This window comes from Ruegeria sp. AL1 (genome assembly GCF_056540905.1).
Map to the genome: position 1 here is coordinate 75427 of NZ_JBQFXP010000004.1, position 21628 is coordinate 97054.

Sequence of the window (21628 nt, forward strand, 5' to 3'; positions counted from 1 at the left end):
AAACCGCGTGAGGTTCAGATGACAGAAGAAGTGATCCTTGCCAATGCCACGCTCGTCCTGCCCGACGAGACCATCACCGGCAATGTCCGGATCGTAGGAGAGGTCATCGCCGACATGGGCACCGGTTCGGCAGTTCCGAGGGGCGCGGTGGATTGCGGTGGCGAATACGTCTGCCCGGGTCTGGTCGAGCTGCACACCGATAATCTGGAGCGACATATTCAGCCTCGCCCCAAGGTGGATTGGCCTCATGCGGCGGCCATCATCGCCCATGACGCCGAACTGGCCAGCACCGGTATCACAACCGTTTTCGACGCCATGCGCGTCGGGTCGATCCCGGACGGTGCCGGGCGCTATCACAGATACGCGCGGGGCTTGTCCCGCGAGCTGTGGCAATTGCGCGAACAGGATGCGCTGAAGATCAGCCATTTCCTGCATCTTCGGGCTGAAGTTTGCTCGGAAACGCTGGTTGAGGAACTGGATGAATTTGAACCGGAAGACCGGGTAGGATTGCTCTCGCTGATGGACCACACGCCGGGGCAGCGTCAGTTTCGGGATATGGCGAAGCTCGAAGCATTCATGAAGGGCAAGCATGCGATGGACGATGATACGTTCCTGCAACATGTCGCGCATCTCAGACAGTTGCGGGATCGCAACGGCGACAGGCACGAGGTCGAAGCCGTCAAGGCAGCGCGTCGGTTTGGTGCGGTTTTGGCCAGTCACGACGACACGACCGAAGAACAGGTGAGTGTGTCTGCCGGACATGGTATCCGGCTGGCGGAATTCCCGACCACGGTCGAGGCGGCGCGGGCCTGCCACAAGCATGACATCAAGGTCATCATGGGGGCGCCGAACCTGATCCGGGGCGGATCACATTCGGGGAATGTCGCTGCGCATGAACTTGCCGGGATGGGTCACCTCGACATCTTGTCCTCGGATTATGTGCCGGCAGCGCTGCTGCTGTCTGCGCTGAAGCTGGGTGAGATGTGGGGCAACTTGGCGCGTGGTATGAAAACGGTGACGTTGACCCCTGCGGTTGCTGCCGGGCTGAAGGATCGGGGCGAGATCAGGGCGGGCGCGCGCGCGGATCTGATCAGGTTTGGTATGGGGGCCGGAGTTCCGGCGCTCAGGGCGGTGTGGTCGCGCGGGCGACGTGTCGCCTGATCAGGCGCGATAGAACAGATAACGGTCGGGCGCGATGGTGTCCGGCCCTTCGATCTGATCGAAGCCTTCCAATGGCTGGCCCGAGATCAACAGACCGCCGGGGCGCATGACGCGGGCGATCAGCGGACTGAGACGGGCGGCCTCGGCCACATCTTCCTGTTTGATGCCGCGTCCGAAATCGTAATGCGCCAAGGCGATGGTTTGCCCGGCTTCCGCCAGACGCTGTAGCATCGGTTCCGCCTCGCCCTGCAGGAAATCCTCGGCGGGCGGAGTGCTGTCGGGGTGGCATTGTAATACGCGATCCATTACCCAAATGCGGCGGTTTGGCAGGATTTCCCGCAGATGATCGTAGGTGCGGCCGTTGCCCAATCCCATGTCCAGAACGTCACCGTCTTGCCCGTCGATCTGCAGCGCGGCCCAGTTCAGGCCATCGCGTTGCGCGGTCAGGCGGCGCAGCATGGAATCCAGTCGGCTCATTTCGGGCTCTCCTCGGGTTTTTTGGTTTGCGGCGCTGTCCAGATGACACCGGGCCCGTCCAGAAGCTTGTGCAGCAAGTTGTGGGTGAAGGTCCAGATCTCTTCGTCGTGGACCAGATGGTGGGTCAGAATGCCAAAGGCCTCGGCGTTGTCGGTGTGTCCTTCGCGCCGGTTTCGCAGCAATTCGGCGGTGCGGATGATCAGCGTATCCGGCGACACCAGGCCGCGTGTTCCGCGCCAGTCGATTGGGTCCAGATGGGTGTTGACCTGCGCCAGTCCCGGTGCCGCCATTGTGGCCTTCCGAGGGGTCGCGGTTGACAGGATGTCAAAGCCGATGCCGGACAAATGCACGATCACCTCGGGCGCGATCCGGTTCCAGGGTGGCACAAAAACGGTACGCAGATGGGACCCAAACATCTCTTGCAAGTGGCTAAGTCCGGATTGGGCATCATACAGTATCGTGTCGATGGGGCGGTGGAGGCCGAATTCGGACTTCTTTTCCCCTGCGGGCGCGTGGTTCTCATGCGCCCAACCATGAACGACCGGTATCAATGATGGGGTCGCCCGAACATAGCCAGCCAGCGGGGCCTGCGCATCGCGGGGTATGACTGCAAGATGGACCGGCAGTCCGACTTTTTCGGTAAGCATTGTCAATCGGTCCAGCTGCGGCGTAACCGCGACCGCATCGTCATCCCGCCACCACAGCGGCAGGCTTAACCCGTCGGCTTGCCAGCGGGCGAGCTCTGTGTCCAAGGGTTGCCAGTCCGCTTTCATTGCCGTCTGTCCCAGAGTGTTTCGGTGATCTCGACTGCCCGGTTTGCCCCGTCAAAACCTTCGGTCAGGGGCGCGCGCCGGTCACTTTCAAGAACTCGTGTTAGCGCTTTTACCAAGGTTGCGCCGCTCAGGTCAGTGCTGCGCAGTATCTCGATCCCGGGCATCTGCGACAGGCTTTGGCCGCGCAGACCCTGTTCGACTTCTTTTCCGTCATCGAAGGGGATCAGAACGGCCGGGGTGCCGCTTTGCAGCAGGTCCATGGCGGTGTTGTATCCGCACATACTGACTGAAGCCGCCGCCAGGGGCAGCATCTGGCGAAAGTCCGGGCGTACGGGCTCAATCGTGGCGCGCGTGCGTGTGTCCAGTTTTGACAGTTCCGAGATACGCGCTGCCGCGTCCTGACCGCCGACCAAAAGGCGCCAGCGCCTGTTGGTCATCTTTTGGGCGGCCTCGATGGCCGCGCGAAAGATCGGCTGCCCGACCGAACCGCCGCCCGCACTCACGATGATTTCATCCTGCCCAACCGCATCCGGATGAGGCTCGGCCGCCGGTGCGGCGACAAATCCGGTATAGTGAAGCCGCCCCGCCAGTTGCTCGGAAACCGGCCAACTGATCGTCAGCGGTGTGATGTCCGGGTCGGAATGCACCAGAACCCCGTCATAGAAGGCGGCGACAATCTCAGCGGCACGAGCGGCCTTGGCGGGTTTGGAAGGTGGAGCCAGAATATCCCGGATCGAGCTGAGGATGACGGGTCTGCGGGGCAAGTCCCGCGCTGCTTCCAACAGGGCAAGGAATTCGTCCGTCAACGCACGTCGGCCAAACGGAAACAACTCGGTGATCAGCGCATGCGGCTGAAAGCTCTGGACAGCCTGCACCAGCGCCACGCCGCGCGCGGCAAAGTATTCGGGGCCTGCGACGGTGTCATTCTGATCCAGAAACCGTGTGAAATCCGTTCCATCCGATCGAAGTGGCGGCAGACCCAACATTGTCAGGCCGTCCGCGTTCAGTTGCGGCGCAGGCATGCCGCCCGAGACCACAAGCACCTCGTGCCCCCGGTCACTGAACGCACGCCCGAGCGTCAGGGCCCGACTCAGATGGCCCGTGCCCAACAGATGCGTTACAACGATCATGACCTTCATGCGGAACCTTCCCGGGGCAGCAGGCGAATAGGATCAGTTTCAGCGCACATGCCAGTCAGGTCTATGATATACAACCGGTTTCGCTTGATTTTGAACGGCGCGTGCCCCGAGAAATTCCACCCGGTCGCTTTGGCCAGAATGACCCGCATAATCCCGATATGGCAGACGGCCAGATTGTTCCCATCCAGATCAGACAGCCAGGGATGCAGACGCGTCCAGACCTCGGCCGGACTTTCTCCGTTGGGCGGGCGATAGTCCCAACCCCAATCCTCGATATGGCGAAACCCGCTGCCGCGCTGGTTCAGCAGGTCTGCGCCGCGCAGGCCTTCCCAATCGCCCCAGTTCATCTCGGTCAGGGCGGTATGTGCCCGCGGTGTTCGACCGGATACCAGTTGCGCGGTTTCAGCCGCCCGGCGCAGAGGGCTTGACCATAGCGCGGCCTGATCCCAGGGGGGTGGCAGCCGCAGTCCCGCAAGTTGTGCACGTGCTTCGTTATCCAGCGGAATATCGCTGCGACCCTGAATGCGGCCCGCGCGGTTCCAATGGGTATGGCCATGCCGAAGAAGCGCCAGTTTACTCATCGGCCTGCACTCACAATTCCGGACACCGCGCCCCAAAAACAATCGGTCGCGGCGGGACTCAGATGCCGGTTCTTCACATATTCACGCGCGCGGGCACCTGTCCGCTGTCGCAATGTTTGGTCTGACAGAAAATGCTGCAGGTGCCGCGCCAAGCCTGTCGGGCCATCATCGACCGATGGGTAGTCCGACGGCAGCAGGACGTCGCACACACCGGGGCGATCCTGAGCAACAACGGGCAACCCATGCGCCTGAGCTTCGAGGTAGACCATCCCATACGCTTCATTCACCCCGGGCCAGACAAACACTGACGCGTTTTGATAGACGCCCCGCAGCGTTTCGCGATCCAGTTGACCCAGAAAACGGACGCGCGTGCCGTGCGGGGTCATCAGGGCCTCGACCTCGGCCCGCGCGGGACCATCGCCTGCGATGTTCAGGCTCCAATCGCCGGGGAGGTGATGCAGCGCGTCGGATAGAATGCGGTACGAGGCCAGCTTGTCCCCGGGCCGCATCATACCAACGGCCAGCATCGGACCGGCACAATCGGATGCGATGGGAAGCGCGGTCATCGGAAGAAAGGGCGGCAGTTCTATCAGGGACTGGTCGCGATACCGCTCGCGCTTCAGCGTGATCAGATCATTGGCAGTGTGGTAGAAGATGATCTTCGCGGCGTCGCAGGCCCGGTGCGCGTCCCGGGCAAATCCTGCCCATGGCCCCGAAAGGCGCGAGGTGGCCCGGGTACTTTCCAGTTGGACATAGGGTATGGCACGGGCCTGACAGACCCAGGGCCCGATCAGGTCGGGCGCTTTGTAGTAGTTGTGATAGGTGACCCAAAGCGCCGTATCCTCCGGAAGCTCCGAAATCAGGCGATCCGTTTCGACCCGGGCCATGCCGCGTAGAGCACTTTGCAGCGGGGGATCTCCCGATTTGTCGAAGATCCTCAGATGCGAGACAAGCTCGACCGTGTCGCCGCGCGCGCCGATGGCCGCCATCAGGTTGCGCGCCATCTCGCGGTCGCCCGAGGGTGTGGAACTGTTCGGCGACTTCATCGGCGCGTAAAAGGCCACCCGCACCATCAGGGTGTGTCCTTGAACAAGGCATTCAGCTTTTCGGACAATCGACCGATACCGGGCTCCATCCGAAACTCTGCAATCAGTCGCTCATAGGCGGCAGCAGCCATTTGGGCGGCGCTTTCCGGCGTGTCGGCAATTGAGGTGATAGCCGAGGCCAGCGCAGCCGGATCGTCGGCGGCCAGCACGCCATGCCTGCCGTTTTCGATGAATTCGGGTATCGCAGAAACCGGAGTGGACAGGATCGGCAGGTACTGCGACGCGGCCTCCATCAGCACATTGGGCAGCCCATCACGATCACCATCCGCCGCGATACGGCTGGGCAAGACGAACAGATCGGCCCGGCGCATCTGATCAATCACCTCGGGCTGATCGCAGGCGCCTTTCCACGTGATGCGGTCGTCAAAGCCCAGCTCGGCCGCATGAGCTTTCAACCGGGCCTCCAGAGTGCCACCGCCAATATGGGTCCAGTGCCAGTTCAGCCGCGGCGGCAACTGCGCAAATGCCAGCAGCAGCCGGTCAAAGCCCTTCTTTTCGACCAGACGTCCGACTGAAACCATGTGGAACGGATCATGTGCCGTGCGGGTTTCACGCTGAGGAGGCGTGGGAAACCGCGAAAGGTCCAGCCCGTGATAGATCAGCTCGACGCGATCCGGCGTGTCTGCCAATCCCTGCAAATGTGCGGCTCCGACGGCCGTGCAGGTCGCGCCGAACGCTGCGCCATGGGTGTCGAGCTGCAGCTTTTCGCGAATTTCCCAATCCGGAGATGTCCAGATGTCCTTGGCATGGGCCGAAAAACTCCAAGGAAGGCCGCGCATGATTGCAGCATAGCGCGCGACCGACGAGGGGGTGTGCAGGAAATGAGCGTAAAGCGCGCGCGTGTCTTCGGGCAGTTCAGCCGCCAGAACACAGGCCTGACCAAACCGCCGGATGCGATTACGGGTGGTATCTCGACGCAGATCAGCGCGCCAGATGTCATAAGCCCGCGCATAGCCCGGCAAGGTGCGGGCGACCGCGCGCGCAGCCCAAACGCGTTCGGGGTCTTCGTAGAGGTATTCGGGAAGGTAATGCACCAGCCCCTGAAACCGGTCATGCAGAGGGTGCCGTTTGACATCGGTGGGGTGGCGCAGGGACCAGATGTCAAACCTGATACCCGCATCCTGCAAGGCGACCAGTTCCTGCGCGATGAATGTCTCGGACAGGCGTGGCCAGCCCTTGACCAGAACCGCCAGCTTCGGGCCGTCCGCTGTCATCCAATGGCCCGTTTGGGCTGACCGCTTAGTAACGCGTCCACCCGCCGGGTGACATAGTCCAGCCCGTCCAGCAACCCGTCCTCGATGGCTTGCGAGGGCAGGCGTTGCTGCGGCAGGTCTCGGATCGCCCGGATCATCGCATCCGTGGTCCAGCCATCGCGATGTTCATCCAGCATACGCACCAGCCCGAGGTCTTCCGCGCGCGAGGCGCGAATCCACTGTTCCAGACGGGGCGTCGTTCGCGGGACGATCACGGCGCGTTTGTCAAAGGACAACACCTCGCAAAACGTGTTGTAACCCCCCATGCAGACCACGCCCGAGGCCCCCGCAAACAGGGTCTCGATCTGGGATTCAAAACCCACCGCCGTGACCCGGCCATTCAACGCCGCCACTCGCGCTTCGAATTCGTCGCGCAATTCGCCAGCAAGAAATGGCCCATAGACCAGAACCGCCCGTGGCTTCAGATCAGGGTCTTTTTCATAAGCCGAGAGCACAAGGTTGACCATCGCCTTGCCATCCCCGCCACCGCCGGGCGTGATCAGGATATAGGGCTGCTCTGGCGGTTCACCGAGTGGCCCCAGATCGCGGCGCAGATACCCTGTCCAGTGGATACGCTTTTGCGTCGCAGCGCTCAGCGGCAACCCCTTGGTCGGATCATAGACCGAATACAGGCCGTAGACCCAAATTTCGTCATAGAATCGCTCGGTCGCCGCGGTGGCTTCTTTACGTTCCCACTCGGCGGCCAGAACCTCGGGTTCGTCCAGCACATCGCGCAGGCCCAGGACCAGCTTGGTGCTGCACGAGTTTTCCAGATATTCCAGCGTCGGCAGCAGCTCGCCCCGAAAGCCCGTTGGTTCCTTGTCGACGATCAGGACATCGGGGTCGAATTGTTCGACCGAGGTCTGGATCAAACTTGCGCGCAGCTCGGTGACCTCGTCAATTTCCATCCCGAAGGTGCGGGCGGCGTAGGTTCCGTCTGCCCGCTTGGTCACACCCGGCAGGCGCACATGGTCGACGCGGCGCGGAAAGGTGAAGCGGCCCGCCACCGGCGATCCGGTCAGGATCAGTGCCGAGGCACTTTGGTCCGCTTCCGTGATTGCCGCCGCAAGGGCACGGGATCGGCGCAGGTGACCCAGGCCGAATGTATCGTGGCTGTAGAACAGAATGCGCGGCGCGCGGCCGTGTTTTTCTTTGTTTATTCCTAGGCTCATGCCTTCGCCCGTTTCAGGTTTCGGTGCAAATCCGCGCTTTTGCACCGGTTATCGATTTTTTGTCGCCCCTGCTTGCCAAAGGCGCAGCCTGAGCGTGCAAATGCGCCAATCATTGCGATTTGGCAACATTCTTTTCCCGGAAGGCAAACCGGCGGCCAAACCTGACGCCGTCGTTCAATCATTAACTGAAGGTGCCCCGAGACCAGTTGTGTCCCTGCACGAGTCATATTCAATTTCTGTAGGATTGAAAACAGTTTGTACTCACCATTGCAACCGCACCACAAGACGACGGGCTTGTTGCGCACGTGCGCGGCCAGGATTTGAACAGCCCCCCGAGGTTCTATAGGCTGAGCGGCATCTGCGAACTGGATGCTGTGCCCTATGAATACGAAACTTTTTGCTGGCCTGTTCTTCGGGTTTTGGCTCGCCATGCTGACCCTGACGATCGGGGCCGCGGCGCAAACCTCGCTTATCCCCGGATATACCACCGGAACCAGTACCGAAGATGACACATCCCAAACCGACGGAGACCTTGCCGATGCCATCCGATCGGCGACCGAGGCCGGTGCCAGCGTCATCGTAATTGACAGCACCGGGCAGATCGTTTCGTCCGGGGCAAATGCGGGTGGTGCAAACGCGGCGGGCGAAGCGGTCGATCCCATGGCCCAGGGCTCGCAACTGATGAAGGCGCAGGAGCGGTTCTCGAAATTTCGCGAGTCGCTGGAATCGCGGCTAGAGGCTTTGCCCTATTCCATATTCGAGGTGCAGTATGTCCTGCGCCAGACCAGCCCGGATGGTCGCATTCAGACCTATGTCGAGGTCCTGTTCTGGAACGTTCTGTTTCTGCTGCTGGGGCGTTGGCTGTCCATTGAAATCTATGGCAAGCGTATCGCCCGAAGGGTTGTGGTGGCACGCACCAAGGAAAATCCGCAAGGGTATCGTGAAAAGATGCCCTTCCTTGTGTTCAGGTTCCTGATGGGGATCGGCGCAACGATATTTGCCATGCTGATGGCGCTGATCGTGGGATACATCTTTTTCGGAGAGGCCGAAGAGATCTCGATCCAATTCACGGTCACAGCGATTTTCACCGCGTTTTTTCTGTCGCGAACGGTTTCGGATTTGTGGCGTATGGTGTTGTCGCCCTATCTCAGTCAATACCGACTGCCGCCTTTTTCGGACCGCAATGCAAAACGGTTATATGTTTGGGCGTCTGCGCTGGCGACTTACGATATTTCGGTCGTGCTTTTTGCCACATGGGTTGCTGATTTCGGCCTGAACTACAACGTTTACGCGCTGGTTTATGGCGGGCTGACCATGTTCGGAGCGATCGGAAATGTGCTGATGATCCTGTTCAACGCCCGCGCCATATCAAACGCGGTTCGTGGTGGACGGACCCCGGACCAGGTGTCATGGATCCTCAAGTTCATCTCGTTCGCCTGGGCGCCGGTCCTGGTGATTTATATGGTGTTCAGCTGGTTCAAGCTGGCGGTTGATCTGGTGCTGGAAAACCAGAACTCGGTTCCGATTGTGGCCAGCAGCTATGCAATCTTCATGTCGGTGGTCGTCGCTTATGGCGCGATGAACTATCTGCTGGAGCGCTATTTTGACCGGAACCGTCAGATCGAAGAAATCAATGCCGAGGCTGACGAAGATATCGAACGCACAGAAGAGCCGGTTGAAACACCTGAGGCCGAGAAACGCAAATACACCATTCTGACCTATGAAGATCTGGCGCGCCGGGTCGCGGGTATTCTGGCGTTTGTCGTGGGGCTTTACGCTTTGGCGGTGATCTGGAACCCCGAGGCAAGCTGGAGCGAAGACCTGCCGATTGAGCGTGCGCTGGATGTGATGGTGATCCTGTTCATCGGCTATATCCTGTTTCATTTCTTCCGAATCTGGATCGATACCAAGATCGCGGAAGAAACCGAGGACGCCGCAGGCGATGCAGAGTTGGGCGACGAAGGCGGAGAAGGCGGGCAGAGCCGTCTGGCGACCCTGTTGCCCTTGTTCCGCGGGGCGATCCTGGCTGTGGTTGTCGTGACCATCGTACTGATCGTGCTGATGGAGCTGGGTATCAATGTCAGCCCGCTGTTTGCGGGCGCGGGTGTCGTGGGTCTGGCGGTTGGTTTCGGGTCGCAAACGCTGGTGCGCGACATCTTTTCCGGCGCGTTCTTCCTGATGGATGACGCTTTCCGGAAGGGCGAATATATCGACATCGGGGATGTGAAGGGAACGGTCGAAAAGATCTCGGTCCGCTCGTTCCAATTGCGTCACCATCTTGGGGCGCTGAATACGATCCCGTTTGGTGAGATCAAGGTGCTGACCAACTATTCCCGTGACTGGGTGATCATGAAGTTGCCCTTGCGTGTGACCTATGACACCGATGTCGAGAAAGTGCGCAAGCTGATCAAGAAGCTGGGGCAGGAGCTGCTGAGCGATCCGGTGATCGGGGACAATTTCATCCAGCCATTGAAATCTCAGGGTGTGATCGAGATGCAGGATTCCGCCATGATCATCCGGGTGAAGTTCATGACCAAACCGGGGGATCAGTGGCTGGTGCGCAAGAAGGTGTATCAGGACATCCGGGAATTGTTTGCGCGCGAAGGCATCCGCTTTGCGCACCGCGAGGTGACAGTGCGGCTGGCGGATGACAAGGACAGTGAAGACCTGACACCCAAGCAGCGCGAAGCGGTAACAGGCGCTGTTCAGGCTGCCATTGACGAGGATTATCTGGACGATATCGGACCCGGAGGGGATGACCGCTAGGGCGTTCTCCCGCCGCTTTGGCCTGCGTCGCTGACGCGACACCATCCAAAGCGTTGGGCCGGGCCGCGCGTTCCGCGCGGCGGAGGTGCTAGGCGGCTGTACCGCTCCAGCAGGGTCGGGATGTGCCCAGTTTAGACGCAGGCGAAGGCCACGACATCGCGGTTGAACCGACCTTTAGCGCAGGTTTCAACCGGTGGCCGGCGCCCCAATCGGATTGTTCGCACGCCTCGGAATAGTCTTCGGGCCCGGCTTCGATGGTTTGCGCGTCGTCATCTGTCTTGCCCAAGGCGGCTAGCAACTCGGCAGTGCGGGACAGAGACAGGCGGGCCAGCATAATGGGCGATCCGGCGGCGGCCGTTGCCAGCGCAGACAGCACACTTGCCGCCATCAGGTAACCGGTGGCATGATCCAGCGCCTGCACGGGCAGGGGCGCCGGTTTGTCTGTCCTGGCCCATGCGCGGCCAGCATCGGCTATTCCGGTACTCATTTGCACAAGGCTGTCAAAACCGCGCCGCGTCGCCCATGGGCCTTGCCAGCCATAGGCATCCAGCGTCACCTCGACCCGGTTGGGTGCAAGCGCATCGCGGGTGTTCAGGTCCAGACCCAACGCGTCCAATGCGCCGGGGCGATACCCATGTACAAACACATCCGCCTGCGACAGAAGCTGTTTCAGCAGATCAAGCCCGTTGGAGGCTTTCAGGTCCAGATAGGCGCAGTGTTTGCCAAGCGAGATTTCAGGGATCACGCCGGGCTCGTCCCAGCCGGGCGGGTCGATGCGCAGGACCTCGGCCCCGAACCCGGCCAAGGTACGTGTTGAGACCGGGCCCGCCAGAACGCGGGTCAGGTCAAGCACGCGTAAACCGGCCAGAGGGCGCGCCGCGGTAGCCTGAGGCCGGTCACGCAAGGTGATCTGGCGCGGATGGGTCCAACCAATCAGCGGGTCACGCGAAACAGCGCGCCCCTGTGGATGGTCCAGCCAGTCTGCGCGGCTGCGCATCGCGGCGGCAACGCCACCTTCGCCGACAATGGCCGCTTCAAGTGCTGCGATAGTGTGGCTCTGTACGGCTGCGGCAACTGCATCTCTGCTTGTTGCGACGCCCAGCACTTTCAAGGCTGCCGCTCTGTGGTGTGGCAGGTTGGTGTGCAGGCGAATCCAACCGTCTGACGCCCTGTAATCGCCCGCGACCGCATCCCACAGATTGGGCATTTCCCACCCATCGGGCTTGAAGGAATGCCCATACCACAGCGACGCCAGACGGTGATCGACCGAAACTTCGGGGGATAAAGGCGCAAGCCCCGTGGCCCCCATAAAGCGCGCCAGCTCTTGCCCGACAGCGGCGAAACTTGCTGTGGCAAGCTTGGACACCGCAAATGCGCTGGGCAAAGCGCCCGAGCCATGTGTCTGGTAACTGTCTGTCGCCGGAAGGGCCGAGAGCAGGCTCATTGCTGATAAGGGTCCAGGCTGTCGCGTAGCCCGTCACCCAGGAAGTTGAACGCCAGAACCACCACGATGATCGGCAGCATCGGGATCGCGGTCCACGGGTAAATCTCGATCGAGGCGAGGTTCTGCGCGTCGTTCAGCATCACCCCCCAGCTGACCGCCGGGGCGCGCAGGCCAAGCCCAAGGAAGCTGAGCGCGGTTTCTCCGAGGATCATGGCCGGGATTGACAGGGTGGCCGAGGCGATCAGGTGCGACATGAAATTCGGCAACAGGTGCTTACGGATCACCCGGCCCGAGCTTGCGCCCATCATTTCGGCTGCACGCACATATTCTTCCTCGCGCAGGGACAGGAATTTGGCGCGCACGGATCGGGCGAGGCCGGGCCAGTCGAGAATGCCCAGAATGATCGAAATAATGAAGAAAACTGCAACCGGACTCCAGTTTGAGGGCACGGCGGCTGAGAGAGCGAGCCACAGAGGCAGTTCCGGCAGAGAGCGCAGGATTTCGATCACGCGGTTGATAACCCAGTCGATCTTGCCGCCGAAATATCCGGCCATTGATCCAAAGAGAATGCCCAGAAAGAAAGACACGGAAATGCCGATCAGGCCCACGGTCAGCGACAGTTGTGCCCCGTAGAGGATGCGGCTGAACACATCGCGGCCCAGACGGTCGGACCCCCATAGAAACAGCGTGGCCCCATCAGGGGCGCAGAACATGTGAGTGTCGGATTTGATCAACCCTGCGAGTTTGTACTCGGATCCTTCGCAAAAGAATTTGATCGGGCGCGGGTCTTCGGTGTCGGGGACGAATTTCCACTGAAACGTTTCCAGATCGGCCTCGGCTACGATGGGATAAACATAGGGGCCGATGAATTCGCCTTGGTGGAACCAGTTGATGGATTGCGGCGGTGCATACAGGTGCTCTCCGTTCCGGTCATTTGGGCCGTAGGGCGCAATGAATCCGGCAAAAGGCAGCATCAGGTAGCACAGCAACAGAAAGACGCCCGAGATCAGGCCCAGCTTGTGGGTCCGGAACTTGCGCCAGACGAGCACCCAGTTGGGGGCATCCAGATCGGCGCGCTCGAGCTGTTGGATCGAGGCTTGCGGATCGAACGGCGCGTCGTCGACATAGCGATCATCGGGATGTTTGGTCATGCTTCGCGCCCTTCGTATCGAATACGCGGGTCCAGCATGACCAGCAGGATGTCAGAGATCATGGTACCGATCAGAGTCAGCAGCGCCACAAACATCAGGATGAAGGCCGACAGGAACTGATCCTGCGTCTTCAGCGCCGTCAGCAAGGTCGGTCCGATGGTTTGCAAGCCCAGCACCACCGACACAAGAACCGAGCCGGACACCATCGAGGGTAGCAGGTTGCCGATATCGGCTACGAACGGGTTGAATGCCACGCGCAGCGGGTATTTTGTCAGCATCCGCGACGGGGCCATGCCTTTGGCGATAGCAGTCTCCACATACGGTTTGCCCAGTTCGTCCAACATGTTGGCGCGCAGTCGCTGCATCATCGCGGAAGCGCCCGAGGTGCCTATGACAAAGGTTGGTACTATCAGGTGCACCAGGATGGATTTCAGCTTGTCCCAACTCATCGGCTGACCCTCGAAAGATGGGTCCATCAGGCCGCCAATGGGCAGGTTGAAATAGCGGTGGCCGTAATAGAACAGGATCAGCGCCAGCAGAAAGTTCGGTGTTGCCAGACCCAGATAACCCACAAAGGCCGAGGTATAGTCGATCCATGTGCGCGACCGCGCGGCGGCGATGACGCCGAGGGGCAGGGCGACGGCATAGACAAACAGGATGGCGGCCAGATTCACGACCACGGTCAGCCACAAGGTGTCGCCAACGATCTCGGCCACCGGGCGGTCAAATTCAAAGGACCAGCCGTAATTGCCCTGAATAAGCCCCTCGAACCCATGCGGGCCGGCCCAGAACCCCATCCAGATCAGATATTGTTCCCACATGGGGCGGTCCAGCGCATACTCCTGCCGCAGGAATTCGGCCTTGGCCACGCCTGCAGACTGGCCCGACGCCTGCAATTCGGCGATCTGGTTGCTGAGGTAATCGCCTGGTGGCAGGTTGATAATCACGAAGATCAGCATCGACACGACAAGCAGCGTCAGCAGCATCGTGAAAAAGCGATACACCACATAGCGCAGCATTATCATTTAGCTGCTCCTGTCAGTCGGCGAAAAAGAATTCATCCGGTCGGTGAATGCCGAAATGCGCGCCGGGCTCCCAGGCCCACATGGCCTGTTCCGGCACGTTGCGCAGCCGGTTCGACACGACAATGGGCTGAGGCGCGCCGTTCAGAATGCCAATGGCATAAAGCTGATCGGCATGAATGCTCAGCATCTCGTTCCACGCGGCGGCGCGATCTTCATCGGTCGAGGCGATTTCCCAATCATGCGCCAGAGCCATCAGGCGCTCGGCCTCGGGCATGTCTGGCGGCTCACCAGCGTCGCCTCCGGTTTGGTAATACTGCCCCCATTTGGGCCAGGCGAGAAAGACCTGATCTGTGGGGGCAAGATATGCGGGTGAGGTGTGGTTCTGCGGAATACCGTCATCCCAACCGAACCAGACTGACGCCATCGAATTGCCCGAAAACACGCGGTTGCGCAGAATGTCCCGATCGAGCGGGCGCATCACCAGATCAACACCGATTTCGCGCCAGGTGTCGGTGACAATTTGCAGCGCGTTTTCGACCTCCTGCCGTTCTCCGGCGGTTTCGATGATCAGTTCCATGGGTCGTCCGTCCGGCAACAGGCGGATACCATCCTTGTCACGTTCGTTCAGACCCGCTTCGTCCAGCAGGGCGTTGGCGGCATCGACATCATATTGAGCCCAGGCTTGCGCGTTTTCTTCGTTGTAGAACGGCGAGGCAGGCAAGACCGACATAGCACCGGGTTGGGCCAGTTTGAAATAAAGCGCCTGATTGATGGTTTTGCGGTCAATCGCCATCGACAAGGCGCGACGCACGCGAACGTCTCGCAGAACCTCGCGCCAGACGTCGTCTTCGAAATTCAGGTTCGGGTAAATGGCGATCTGCGAAGCGACGCCGGTTTTCCAAAGCAGCGTCTTATAATTTCCCTCGGCCTCGCCCTTTTTCAGGATCGAGGCATCGCGAAACGCCAATCCGCGCCCTTGCAGGTCGGTTTCACCCGCATTGGTCTTGGCAGCGACCAGCCCCGGAGCCACGATCTCCATCTCGACCACGTCGATATAGGGCAGCTGCACCCCATTGGAGTCAATGCGGTGGTAGTACGGATTGCGGACGAAATTGTGCCGGATTTTCTTGCCCGAGCTTGCATTCAGCCAGGGTTGCAGCGTCGGCAATTCGTGGTTGTCGAACTTGTACAGGTTGTCCAGTTTGTTGTGCAGCGCGGCCCAACTGGTGACCCGCGCATCTTCCACCTGAAAGGCCAGATCTTCTGTATTGGCGTAGCTTTCGTGAAACTGTTTCAGAAACTCGGATGGCCGGTAGATAAAAGGCGGCCTGGCCTGAGCGAGGCTTTGCAGGAAGTTCGGGTTCGGCTCGTCCCATTCGAACACCACTGTTGTGGCATCGGGGAAAGACACTTTGGGCGGTTTGCCTTCCACAATCAGGAAATCGGGCGGCCCGGAGGGGCTGAGCATTTCGTGATTGGCCACGTCTTCCCACCAGTACCGGAAATCTTCGGAGGTGAAAGGCGACCCGTCAGACCATTTATGCCCCTGACGCAGACGCAGCGTGTATTTGCGGCTGCCTTCGTTTTCAAAAGATTCGAGCAAATCAGGGACTATGTTGTATTCGGAATCAAAGCCGACCAGTCGGGCATAGCCATAGACCACCATTTGCCGAATGTCTTTCGACCGGGTGACCATCGTGCGCAATGTTCCGCCGGGGGTTCCCGGTGCGCGTCCCTTGGCGACCATATCGACGATCAACGGGTCCTGAGGCACCCGTTCGGCCACAGGTGGCAGGCTTCCGTTTTCGACTTCGGATTTCCAGAATTCGTTTTCCTGCAGGTTAGACGGGATTTCTGCCGTAGCGGGCAGCATCCCAAAAGCGGCCATCGACGTGGCAAGCAACAGATTACGAGTGGTCTTAAACATGGCAACGTACCTTATGGCCGGGCTCCATCTCTATGAGTGAGGGTATCACGGAGTCGGAAAATCTAAAGGCGTCATCCCAACTTTCAGGCGAACCGGCGCCTAATGCAACCAGTTTCAGGTTGATCGGGCGATTGATATCCGGTTCGGGCTGCGCCGCGATCAACGCTTTGGTGTAGGGGTGACGGGGGTTGTAGAACAAGGTTTCGGGCGGGGCTTGCTCGACAACCAGACCCCGTCGCATTACGGCCACCTCGTCTGCGATCCGGGCCACAACGGCCAGATCGTGCGAGATGAACAGATAAGACAGGTTCAGGCTGTCCTGCAGCTTTTCCAGCAAGGTCAGGATCTGTTCCTGCACCGAGACATCCAGCGCCGAGGTCGGCTCGTCGCAGATAATCATCTCGGGGTCCAGCATCATGGCGCGGGCAATCGACAGACGCTGCCGCTGACCGCCGGAAAAGGCATGCGGGTAGCGTTTGAGCATGTCATCATTCAGCCCAACGCGAAGCAGCATTTCGGCGGCCTTGTCGCGCTGTTCGGCCGTGGTGCCCAGACCATGGATTTCCAGCGGTTCGGTCATCGCATCCTGAATCCGCATGCGCGGGCTGAGAGAACTGTAGGGGTCCTGAAACACCATCTGCGCCTTGCGCTGAAACGCTGTCCGCTCGGCCCGTGTCATTTGGTTGACGGTTATTGGCTGGCTTTCAGTGGCGGCGGTGAACAGAACTTCGCCGCCGGGATCGGGCAGTTCGGCACCCAGTGCGATTCGGGCGGCGGTGGTCTTTCCCGACCCGCTTTCGCCTACGATCGCCAATGTCTTGCCGCGTGCCAGCTTCATATCCACGCCACGGCAGGCATGGATCTTGGTATCCGCTTTCCAGCCCTTGCTGGCCCGCATCGAGTACGTCTTGGACACGTTCTTCAGCTGCAGGATCAGGTCGTCGTCGGGCATCGGGATGCCCACGGCATCCTGATCGGGAATGGCGGGGGCCGCGTTGAACAGTTGCTGGGTGTAGGGGTGCGCAGGTTCTGTCAGAATCGGCGCGGCGGGGCCTGCCTCCATCACACGGCCCTTATGCATGACGACGACTTTTTCAGCCATATTGGCCACCACGCCCAGATCATGAGTCACCAGAATCAGCGCCATCCCGGTTTCGCGCTGCAGCTCTTTGATCAGTCCCAGAACCTGCGCCTGCGTGGTCACATCCAGCGCCGTTGTCGGCTCATCCGCGATCAGCAGTTCCGGTTTGGCCACCATTGCCATTGCGATCATTGCCCGCTGCCGCATGCCGCCTGACAGCTCGAACGGGTAGCTGTCGTAGGCGCGGTCAGGATCCGGGAATCCCACTCGCTCGAATTGACGGATGACTTCCTTGCGCGCCTGACTTTCGGACGCGCCACGATGCAGCCAAAGTACTTCGCTGACCTGGTTGCCGATCTTGTGGAGCGGCGACAACGAGCGCATCGGCTCCTGAAAGATCATCGACACTCGGTTGCCCCGAATGCTGCGCATCTGGCGTTCGCTGATTTCAGTCAGATCGGCGGTGCCGTGCGCATCATTCAGCGTAACGCTGCCACTGCGAATCTGGGCGGTCCTGGGCAGAATGCGAAGCGCCGCACGGCACGAGATTGTCTTGCCTGACCCGGACTCTCCGACAAGTGCCAGTGTCTGCCCCGGATCGACATCGAAACTGACGTTCTGAACGACGTCAGGCCCTGCACCAAAACCGATGCTGAGGTCCCGGACAGACAACAACGCACTCATGCGGGTATTCCACCCGGCAGGCCGCAAATGGACATCGGCTTAGAGAACTCCCTGATCTATTTTTTTAGTCGTAGTTTCGCGCGGTTGGGGCGTGCTAGTCAAATACCTTCTTCATGCTAATTGTCGCGGAATGACGAAACTGGCCCGTGACCGGGTACACAAAGGCTTGAGTTTTTGTAATCAAAGGGCGGAATCGACCTTTATTCACATGACAAGCCCAACCCAAGGAGAACGCCCGGTGCCCGACACGCAAAGCCGCCTGGACCTGTTTATCGACCGTATGGTGTCGCAACGCGCCTGCCTGGATTATGCCATTGCGCAGACCTCGGGTCAGCCGGGCCCGGTGTTCGAACTGGGGTTGGGGAACGGGCGCACCTATCACCACATGGCGCAGTATATTTCGGACCGTCCGATCTATGTCTTCGAGCGCGCGGTGGCGTCGCATCCCGATTCCACACCGCCCGAGGACCGTGTGATCTTGGGGGACGTGCGCGAAACCTTGCCGGCCTCGGTCGAACGGTTCGGTGCGACGGCCAGTCTGATCCACGCAGATCTGGGAGGTCATAACCGCGAAAAGAACGATGCATTCGCGCGGTTTGTCTCTCCGCTGATTGAACCTTTGCTCGCTCCCGGTGGGTTGATGGTGTCCAGCGACCGCATGTATTTTGACACGCTGACCGAGCTTGCACTGCCCGAGGGCGCCGTCGAGGGGCGCTGTTTCATCTACCGCCGCTAATCAGGCGCAAAGGGAGATCGAGATGCTGTTTTATGATTGCGCAACCGCACCAAACCCGCGACGTGCTCGTATGTTCATTGCCGAAAAGAGGCTGGACATCGAAACGCAGGACGTCTCGATCGCCAAAGGAGAACAGCTCAGCGATGCCTTTCGCGCAGTGAACCCGCGATTGACCCTTCCGGTGCTGGTGACGGATGACGGCACGGTACTGAACGAGAATCTTGGCATCGCGGCCTATCTTGAAGCGCGGTTCCCCGAGCCTCCGCTTATGGGACGCACGGCGGATGAAAAAGGGTTGGTGCTGACCTGGAACGCCATTGTCGAGCATCAGGGCGGTATTCCAATCGCGGATATGCTGCGCAATTCTCACCCGGTTTTCGAAAACCGCGCCATCCCCGGCCCACAGAATTACGCTCAGATCCCTGAGTTGGTCGAACGCGGTACGCGCCGTTTGGCTGCATTTTTTGACCTGTTGGAAGACCGTCTCAGTGAAACCCCCTATCTGGCGGGCGACGTCTTTTCGCTGGCGGATATCACCGGTTTTGTTTTCGTCGATTTCGCCCGTGTGGTGAAAACACGCATCCCCGAAGGCAACAGGGCAACGCAAGCCTGGTTCGACGGGATCAAAGCCCGTCCCAGCGCACAGGTTTAGATGCGGTTTTGCCCGGCATTAGGACTGGACAGAAATGTCTAGACAGAAGTGAACAGTGCTACTAGCGTCCTGAGCGAGTCATGCATGGGAGCGCAGGATGAAATCTCAGTATCGCGTTGTGGTCATCGGGGGCGGCGTCGTGGGCGCCTCGGTTCTGTATCATCTTGCCAAGTTCGGCTGGTCGGATGTGGTTATGCTGGAACGTCGCCGTCTGGCCTCGGGGTCGTCATGGCACGCGGCAGGCGGTATTCATGCGCTGAACGCGGACCCGAACATGGCGGCGTTGCAGGCCTATACCATCGATTTGCTGAGCGAGATCGAGAAGGAATCGGGCCAGAATATCGGTCTGCACATGACGGGCGGTCTGACGCTGGCGGGCACACCCGAGCGGTGGGAATGGTTGCAGGCGAACTATCGCATTTTCCAGTCCATCGGCATTGATGATTGCGAGTTGCTGTCGCCCGAAGAAGCACAGAAACGCTGCCCGATCATGTCCACTGATGGCGTTCTGGGCGCGATGTGGGCGGATCGTGAGGGCTATATCGACACGACCGGGACGGTGCAGGCCTATGCGACAGCCGCTAAGAAACGCGGCGCGGAATACTATGAGGAAACCAAGGTCGAAAGTCTGAAGCAGACGGCTGACGGATGGGAGATCGTGACCGACAAGGGCACCATTACATGTGAGCATGTGGTCAACGCCGCAGGCCTTTGGGCCAAACAAGTGGGGCGCATGGCGGGGGTCGAACTGCCGGTTTCTCCGCTGAAGCACCACTATCTGATTACCGATACGGTGCCCGAGGTAGCGCAGGCAGATTTTGAGATGCCAATGACCGTGGACCTCGAAGGGTTCACTTATATGCGGCAGGACCAGAAGGGCGTTCTGGTCGGCATTTACGAGGTCGAGCACGAACATTGGGCCATGGATGGCGCGCCATGGAACTATGGCGAGGAGCTGTTTCAGGAACAGCTTGATCGGATCGAAAATGAACTGATGCTGGGCTTTGAGCGGTATCCGTCGATCCAGAATGTCGGCATCAAGACTTGGGTGAACGGCGCGTTTACCTTTGCGCCGGACGGGAACCCTCTGGTCGGGCCGGTGCCGGGCAAGCGGGGCTATTGGTCTGCCTGTGCGGTGATGGCCGGGTTCCTGCAGGGCGGCGGCGTCGGCAAGACGCTGGCCGAGTGGATGATCCATGGTGAGCCCGAGGCCGATGCATGGCCGATGGACGTGGCCCGTTTTGGCGATTTCGCACAGAACAAGCGCTATATCCGTGAAACCACGGGGCAGTTCTATTCGCGCCGCTTTGTGATGACCTATCCGAACGAGCAATTGCCCGCAGGTCGCCCACTGAAAATGGCCCCGGCGCATGACGCGATGACGGATGCGGGGTGCAAATGGGGCGTCAGCTGGGATCTCGAAGTGCCGCTGTATTTTGCGCCGAACGGGTTTGAGGAAACACCGACGCTGAAGCGGTCGAACGCGCATGATATCGTGGCCGAGGAATGCAAGGTGATCCGCGAAGGCGTGGGCCTGATGGATATCTCGGGCTTTTCGCGGTTTGAGGTCTCGGGTCCGAACGCTGAGGCATGGTTGGACAAGGTCATGGCCTCAAAACTGCCCGCGCCGGGTCGGGCGAAACTCGCCCCGATGCTGGGCGAGAACGGGCGACTCAAGGGCGATCTGACCGTGCTGAACTGGGGCGACGGCACCTGGTGGATCATGGGCAGCTATTACCTGCGCGCCTGGCATATGCGCTGGTTCGATGATCGCATGATGGACGGCGTCAATGTCCGCGATCTGGGCGAGGAATATTGCGGCTTTGCCGTTGTTGGCCCGAAATCGCAGGCGGTGGTTGAGAAGCTGGCGGAGCAGGATTTCGGTGGCCTGAAATTCATGGGGTGTGCAGATTTCGATATCGGTCTGGTCCGCGCCCGCGTCGCGCGGATGTCGGTGACCGGTGAAAAGGGCTACGAGATCAACTGCCGCTATGGCGACCACATCAAGCTGCGCCGGATGCTGCTTGAGGCCGGGGCGGATGAGGGTATCCGCGAGTGTGGCTTCAACGCGATGCTATCGACGCGGCTGGAAAAAAGCTTTGGCATCTGGTCGGCGGAGTTCACGCAGCTTTACACGCCCGGCATGACGGGCATGGACCGCTGGATCGACTGGGACAAGGATTTTGTCGGCAAAGAGGCGGCTTTGGCCGAACGCGACGGAAATGGCCCCGCGCAGGTGCAGGTGACGCTTGAGGTCGATGCGCTGGACGCGGATGCCAGCGGGTATGAACCGATCTGGGCAGGCGGTGAACGGGTCGGTTTTGTGACCTCGGGCGGGTATGGGCACTACACCGGCAAATCTCTGGCGATGGCGCTGGTGGATCGGGACAGGGCCGAGCCGGGAACCGAGCTGTCGGTGCATGTGGTGGGGGTCGAGCGGCCTGCGCGGATCATTGCCGCGTCGCCCTATGACCCGCAGGGCAAAGCGATGCGGGGCTGA

At 60.2% G+C, this 21628-nt stretch carries 17 protein-coding genes; 5 read left to right on the forward strand and 12 right to left on the reverse strand.

What is annotated here, in order from left to right:
- Positions 1–18: 18 nt before the first annotated feature.
- Positions 19–1161 carry an alpha-D-ribose 1-methylphosphonate 5-triphosphate diphosphatase gene (locus tag ACRZ9X_RS07710; RefSeq protein ID WP_480517463.1) on the forward strand — a complete coding sequence of 381 codons (1143 nt, stop codon included), beginning with the start codon at positions 19–21 and terminating at the stop codon, positions 1159–1161.
- Here the strand turns inward: ACRZ9X_RS07710 and ACRZ9X_RS07715 are convergent, their stop codons facing one another.
- Genes ACRZ9X_RS07715 through ACRZ9X_RS07745 form a run of 7 tightly spaced genes read right to left on the reverse strand, consistent with a single transcriptional unit; the run spans position 1162 to position 7662 of the window.
- Positions 1162–1638 carry a class I SAM-dependent methyltransferase gene (locus ACRZ9X_RS07715; protein WP_480517465.1) on the reverse strand — a complete coding sequence of 159 codons (477 nt, stop codon included), beginning with the start codon at positions 1636–1638 and terminating at the stop codon, positions 1162–1164.
- Positions 1635–2411: a polysaccharide deacetylase family protein gene (locus tag ACRZ9X_RS07720; RefSeq protein WP_480517467.1), complete on the reverse strand. Its 777-nt coding sequence runs from the start codon at positions 2409–2411 to the stop codon at positions 1635–1637. Before ACRZ9X_RS07720 ends, ACRZ9X_RS07715 begins: the two co-directional genes overlap by 4 nt.
- The gene (locus ACRZ9X_RS07725) at positions 2408–3550 is read right to left on the reverse strand and encodes a glycosyltransferase family protein (RefSeq protein ID WP_480517469.1); all 1143 of its coding nucleotides are present in this window, start codon (positions 3548–3550) and stop codon (positions 2408–2410) included. Before ACRZ9X_RS07725 ends, ACRZ9X_RS07720 begins: the two co-directional genes overlap by 4 nt.
- Positions 3547–4131, reverse strand: coding sequence for a histidine phosphatase family protein (locus ACRZ9X_RS07730; protein WP_480517471.1), 585 nt, complete (start codon positions 4129–4131; stop codon positions 3547–3549). Before ACRZ9X_RS07730 ends, ACRZ9X_RS07725 begins: the two co-directional genes overlap by 4 nt.
- Positions 4128–5204 (reverse strand): glycosyltransferase family 4 protein, encoded by a 1077-nt coding sequence (locus ACRZ9X_RS07735; RefSeq protein WP_480517473.1) that lies wholly within the window; start codon positions 5202–5204, stop codon positions 4128–4130. The genes ACRZ9X_RS07730 and ACRZ9X_RS07735 overlap by 4 nt, the downstream gene beginning before the upstream one ends.
- A complete protein-coding gene (locus ACRZ9X_RS07740; protein WP_480517475.1) occupies positions 5204–6451 on the reverse strand; it encodes a glycosyltransferase in 1248 nt (415 codons plus the stop codon). The genes ACRZ9X_RS07735 and ACRZ9X_RS07740 overlap by 1 nt, the downstream gene beginning before the upstream one ends.
- Complete coding sequence (locus ACRZ9X_RS07745; protein ID WP_480517477.1) at positions 6448–7662, reverse strand: glycosyltransferase family protein; 1215 nt, start codon at positions 7660–7662, stop codon at positions 6448–6450. Before ACRZ9X_RS07745 ends, ACRZ9X_RS07740 begins: the two co-directional genes overlap by 4 nt.
- A 381-nt stretch (positions 7663–8043) precedes the next feature.
- Between ACRZ9X_RS07745 and ACRZ9X_RS07750 the strand changes: the two genes are divergently transcribed.
- The gene (locus ACRZ9X_RS07750; protein WP_480517479.1) at positions 8044–10428 is read left to right on the forward strand and encodes a mechanosensitive ion channel domain-containing protein; all 2385 of its coding nucleotides are present in this window, start codon (positions 8044–8046) and stop codon (positions 10426–10428) included.
- Positions 10429–10516: 88 nt separating this feature from the next.
- On the opposite strand, the gene ACRZ9X_RS07755 is transcribed toward ACRZ9X_RS07750, so the two are convergent.
- The 5 genes from ACRZ9X_RS07755 to ACRZ9X_RS07775 are packed head-to-tail and all read right to left on the reverse strand — an operon-like array spanning position 10517 to position 17740.
- Complete coding sequence (locus ACRZ9X_RS07755; protein ID WP_480517481.1) at positions 10517–11872, reverse strand: CoA transferase; 1356 nt, start codon at positions 11870–11872, stop codon at positions 10517–10519.
- Positions 11869–13023, reverse strand: a complete 1155-nt coding sequence (locus tag ACRZ9X_RS07760) for an ABC transporter permease (RefSeq protein ID WP_480517483.1) — start codon at positions 13021–13023, stop codon at positions 11869–11871. The genes ACRZ9X_RS07755 and ACRZ9X_RS07760 overlap by 4 nt, the downstream gene beginning before the upstream one ends.
- Complete coding sequence (locus ACRZ9X_RS07765) at positions 13020–14048, reverse strand: ABC transporter permease (RefSeq protein WP_480517485.1); 1029 nt, start codon at positions 14046–14048, stop codon at positions 13020–13022. Before ACRZ9X_RS07765 ends, ACRZ9X_RS07760 begins: the two co-directional genes overlap by 4 nt.
- Positions 14049–14061: 13 nt before the next feature.
- Positions 14062–15975: an ABC transporter substrate-binding protein gene (locus tag ACRZ9X_RS07770; protein ID WP_480517487.1), complete on the reverse strand. Its 1914-nt coding sequence runs from the start codon at positions 15973–15975 to the stop codon at positions 14062–14064.
- Positions 15968–17740, reverse strand: a complete 1773-nt coding sequence (locus tag ACRZ9X_RS07775; RefSeq protein ID WP_480517489.1) for an ABC transporter ATP-binding protein — start codon at positions 17738–17740, stop codon at positions 15968–15970. Before ACRZ9X_RS07775 ends, ACRZ9X_RS07770 begins: the two co-directional genes overlap by 8 nt.
- 208 nt (positions 17741–17948) lie before the next feature.
- On the opposite strand from ACRZ9X_RS07775, the gene ACRZ9X_RS07780 reads away from it, so the two are divergent.
- From ACRZ9X_RS07780 to ACRZ9X_RS07790, 3 genes are all read left to right on the forward strand, one after another.
- Positions 17949–18476 carry a class I SAM-dependent methyltransferase gene (locus ACRZ9X_RS07780; RefSeq protein ID WP_480517490.1) on the forward strand — a complete coding sequence of 176 codons (528 nt, stop codon included), beginning with the start codon at positions 17949–17951 and terminating at the stop codon, positions 18474–18476.
- Between the two features lie 22 nt (positions 18477–18498).
- Positions 18499–19128 carry a glutathione S-transferase family protein gene (locus ACRZ9X_RS07785; RefSeq protein ID WP_480517492.1) on the forward strand — a complete coding sequence of 210 codons (630 nt, stop codon included), beginning with the start codon at positions 18499–18501 and terminating at the stop codon, positions 19126–19128.
- 97 nt (positions 19129–19225) lie between these two features.
- Complete coding sequence (locus ACRZ9X_RS07790) at positions 19226–21628, forward strand: GcvT family protein (RefSeq protein ID WP_480517494.1); 2403 nt, start codon at positions 19226–19228, stop codon at positions 21626–21628.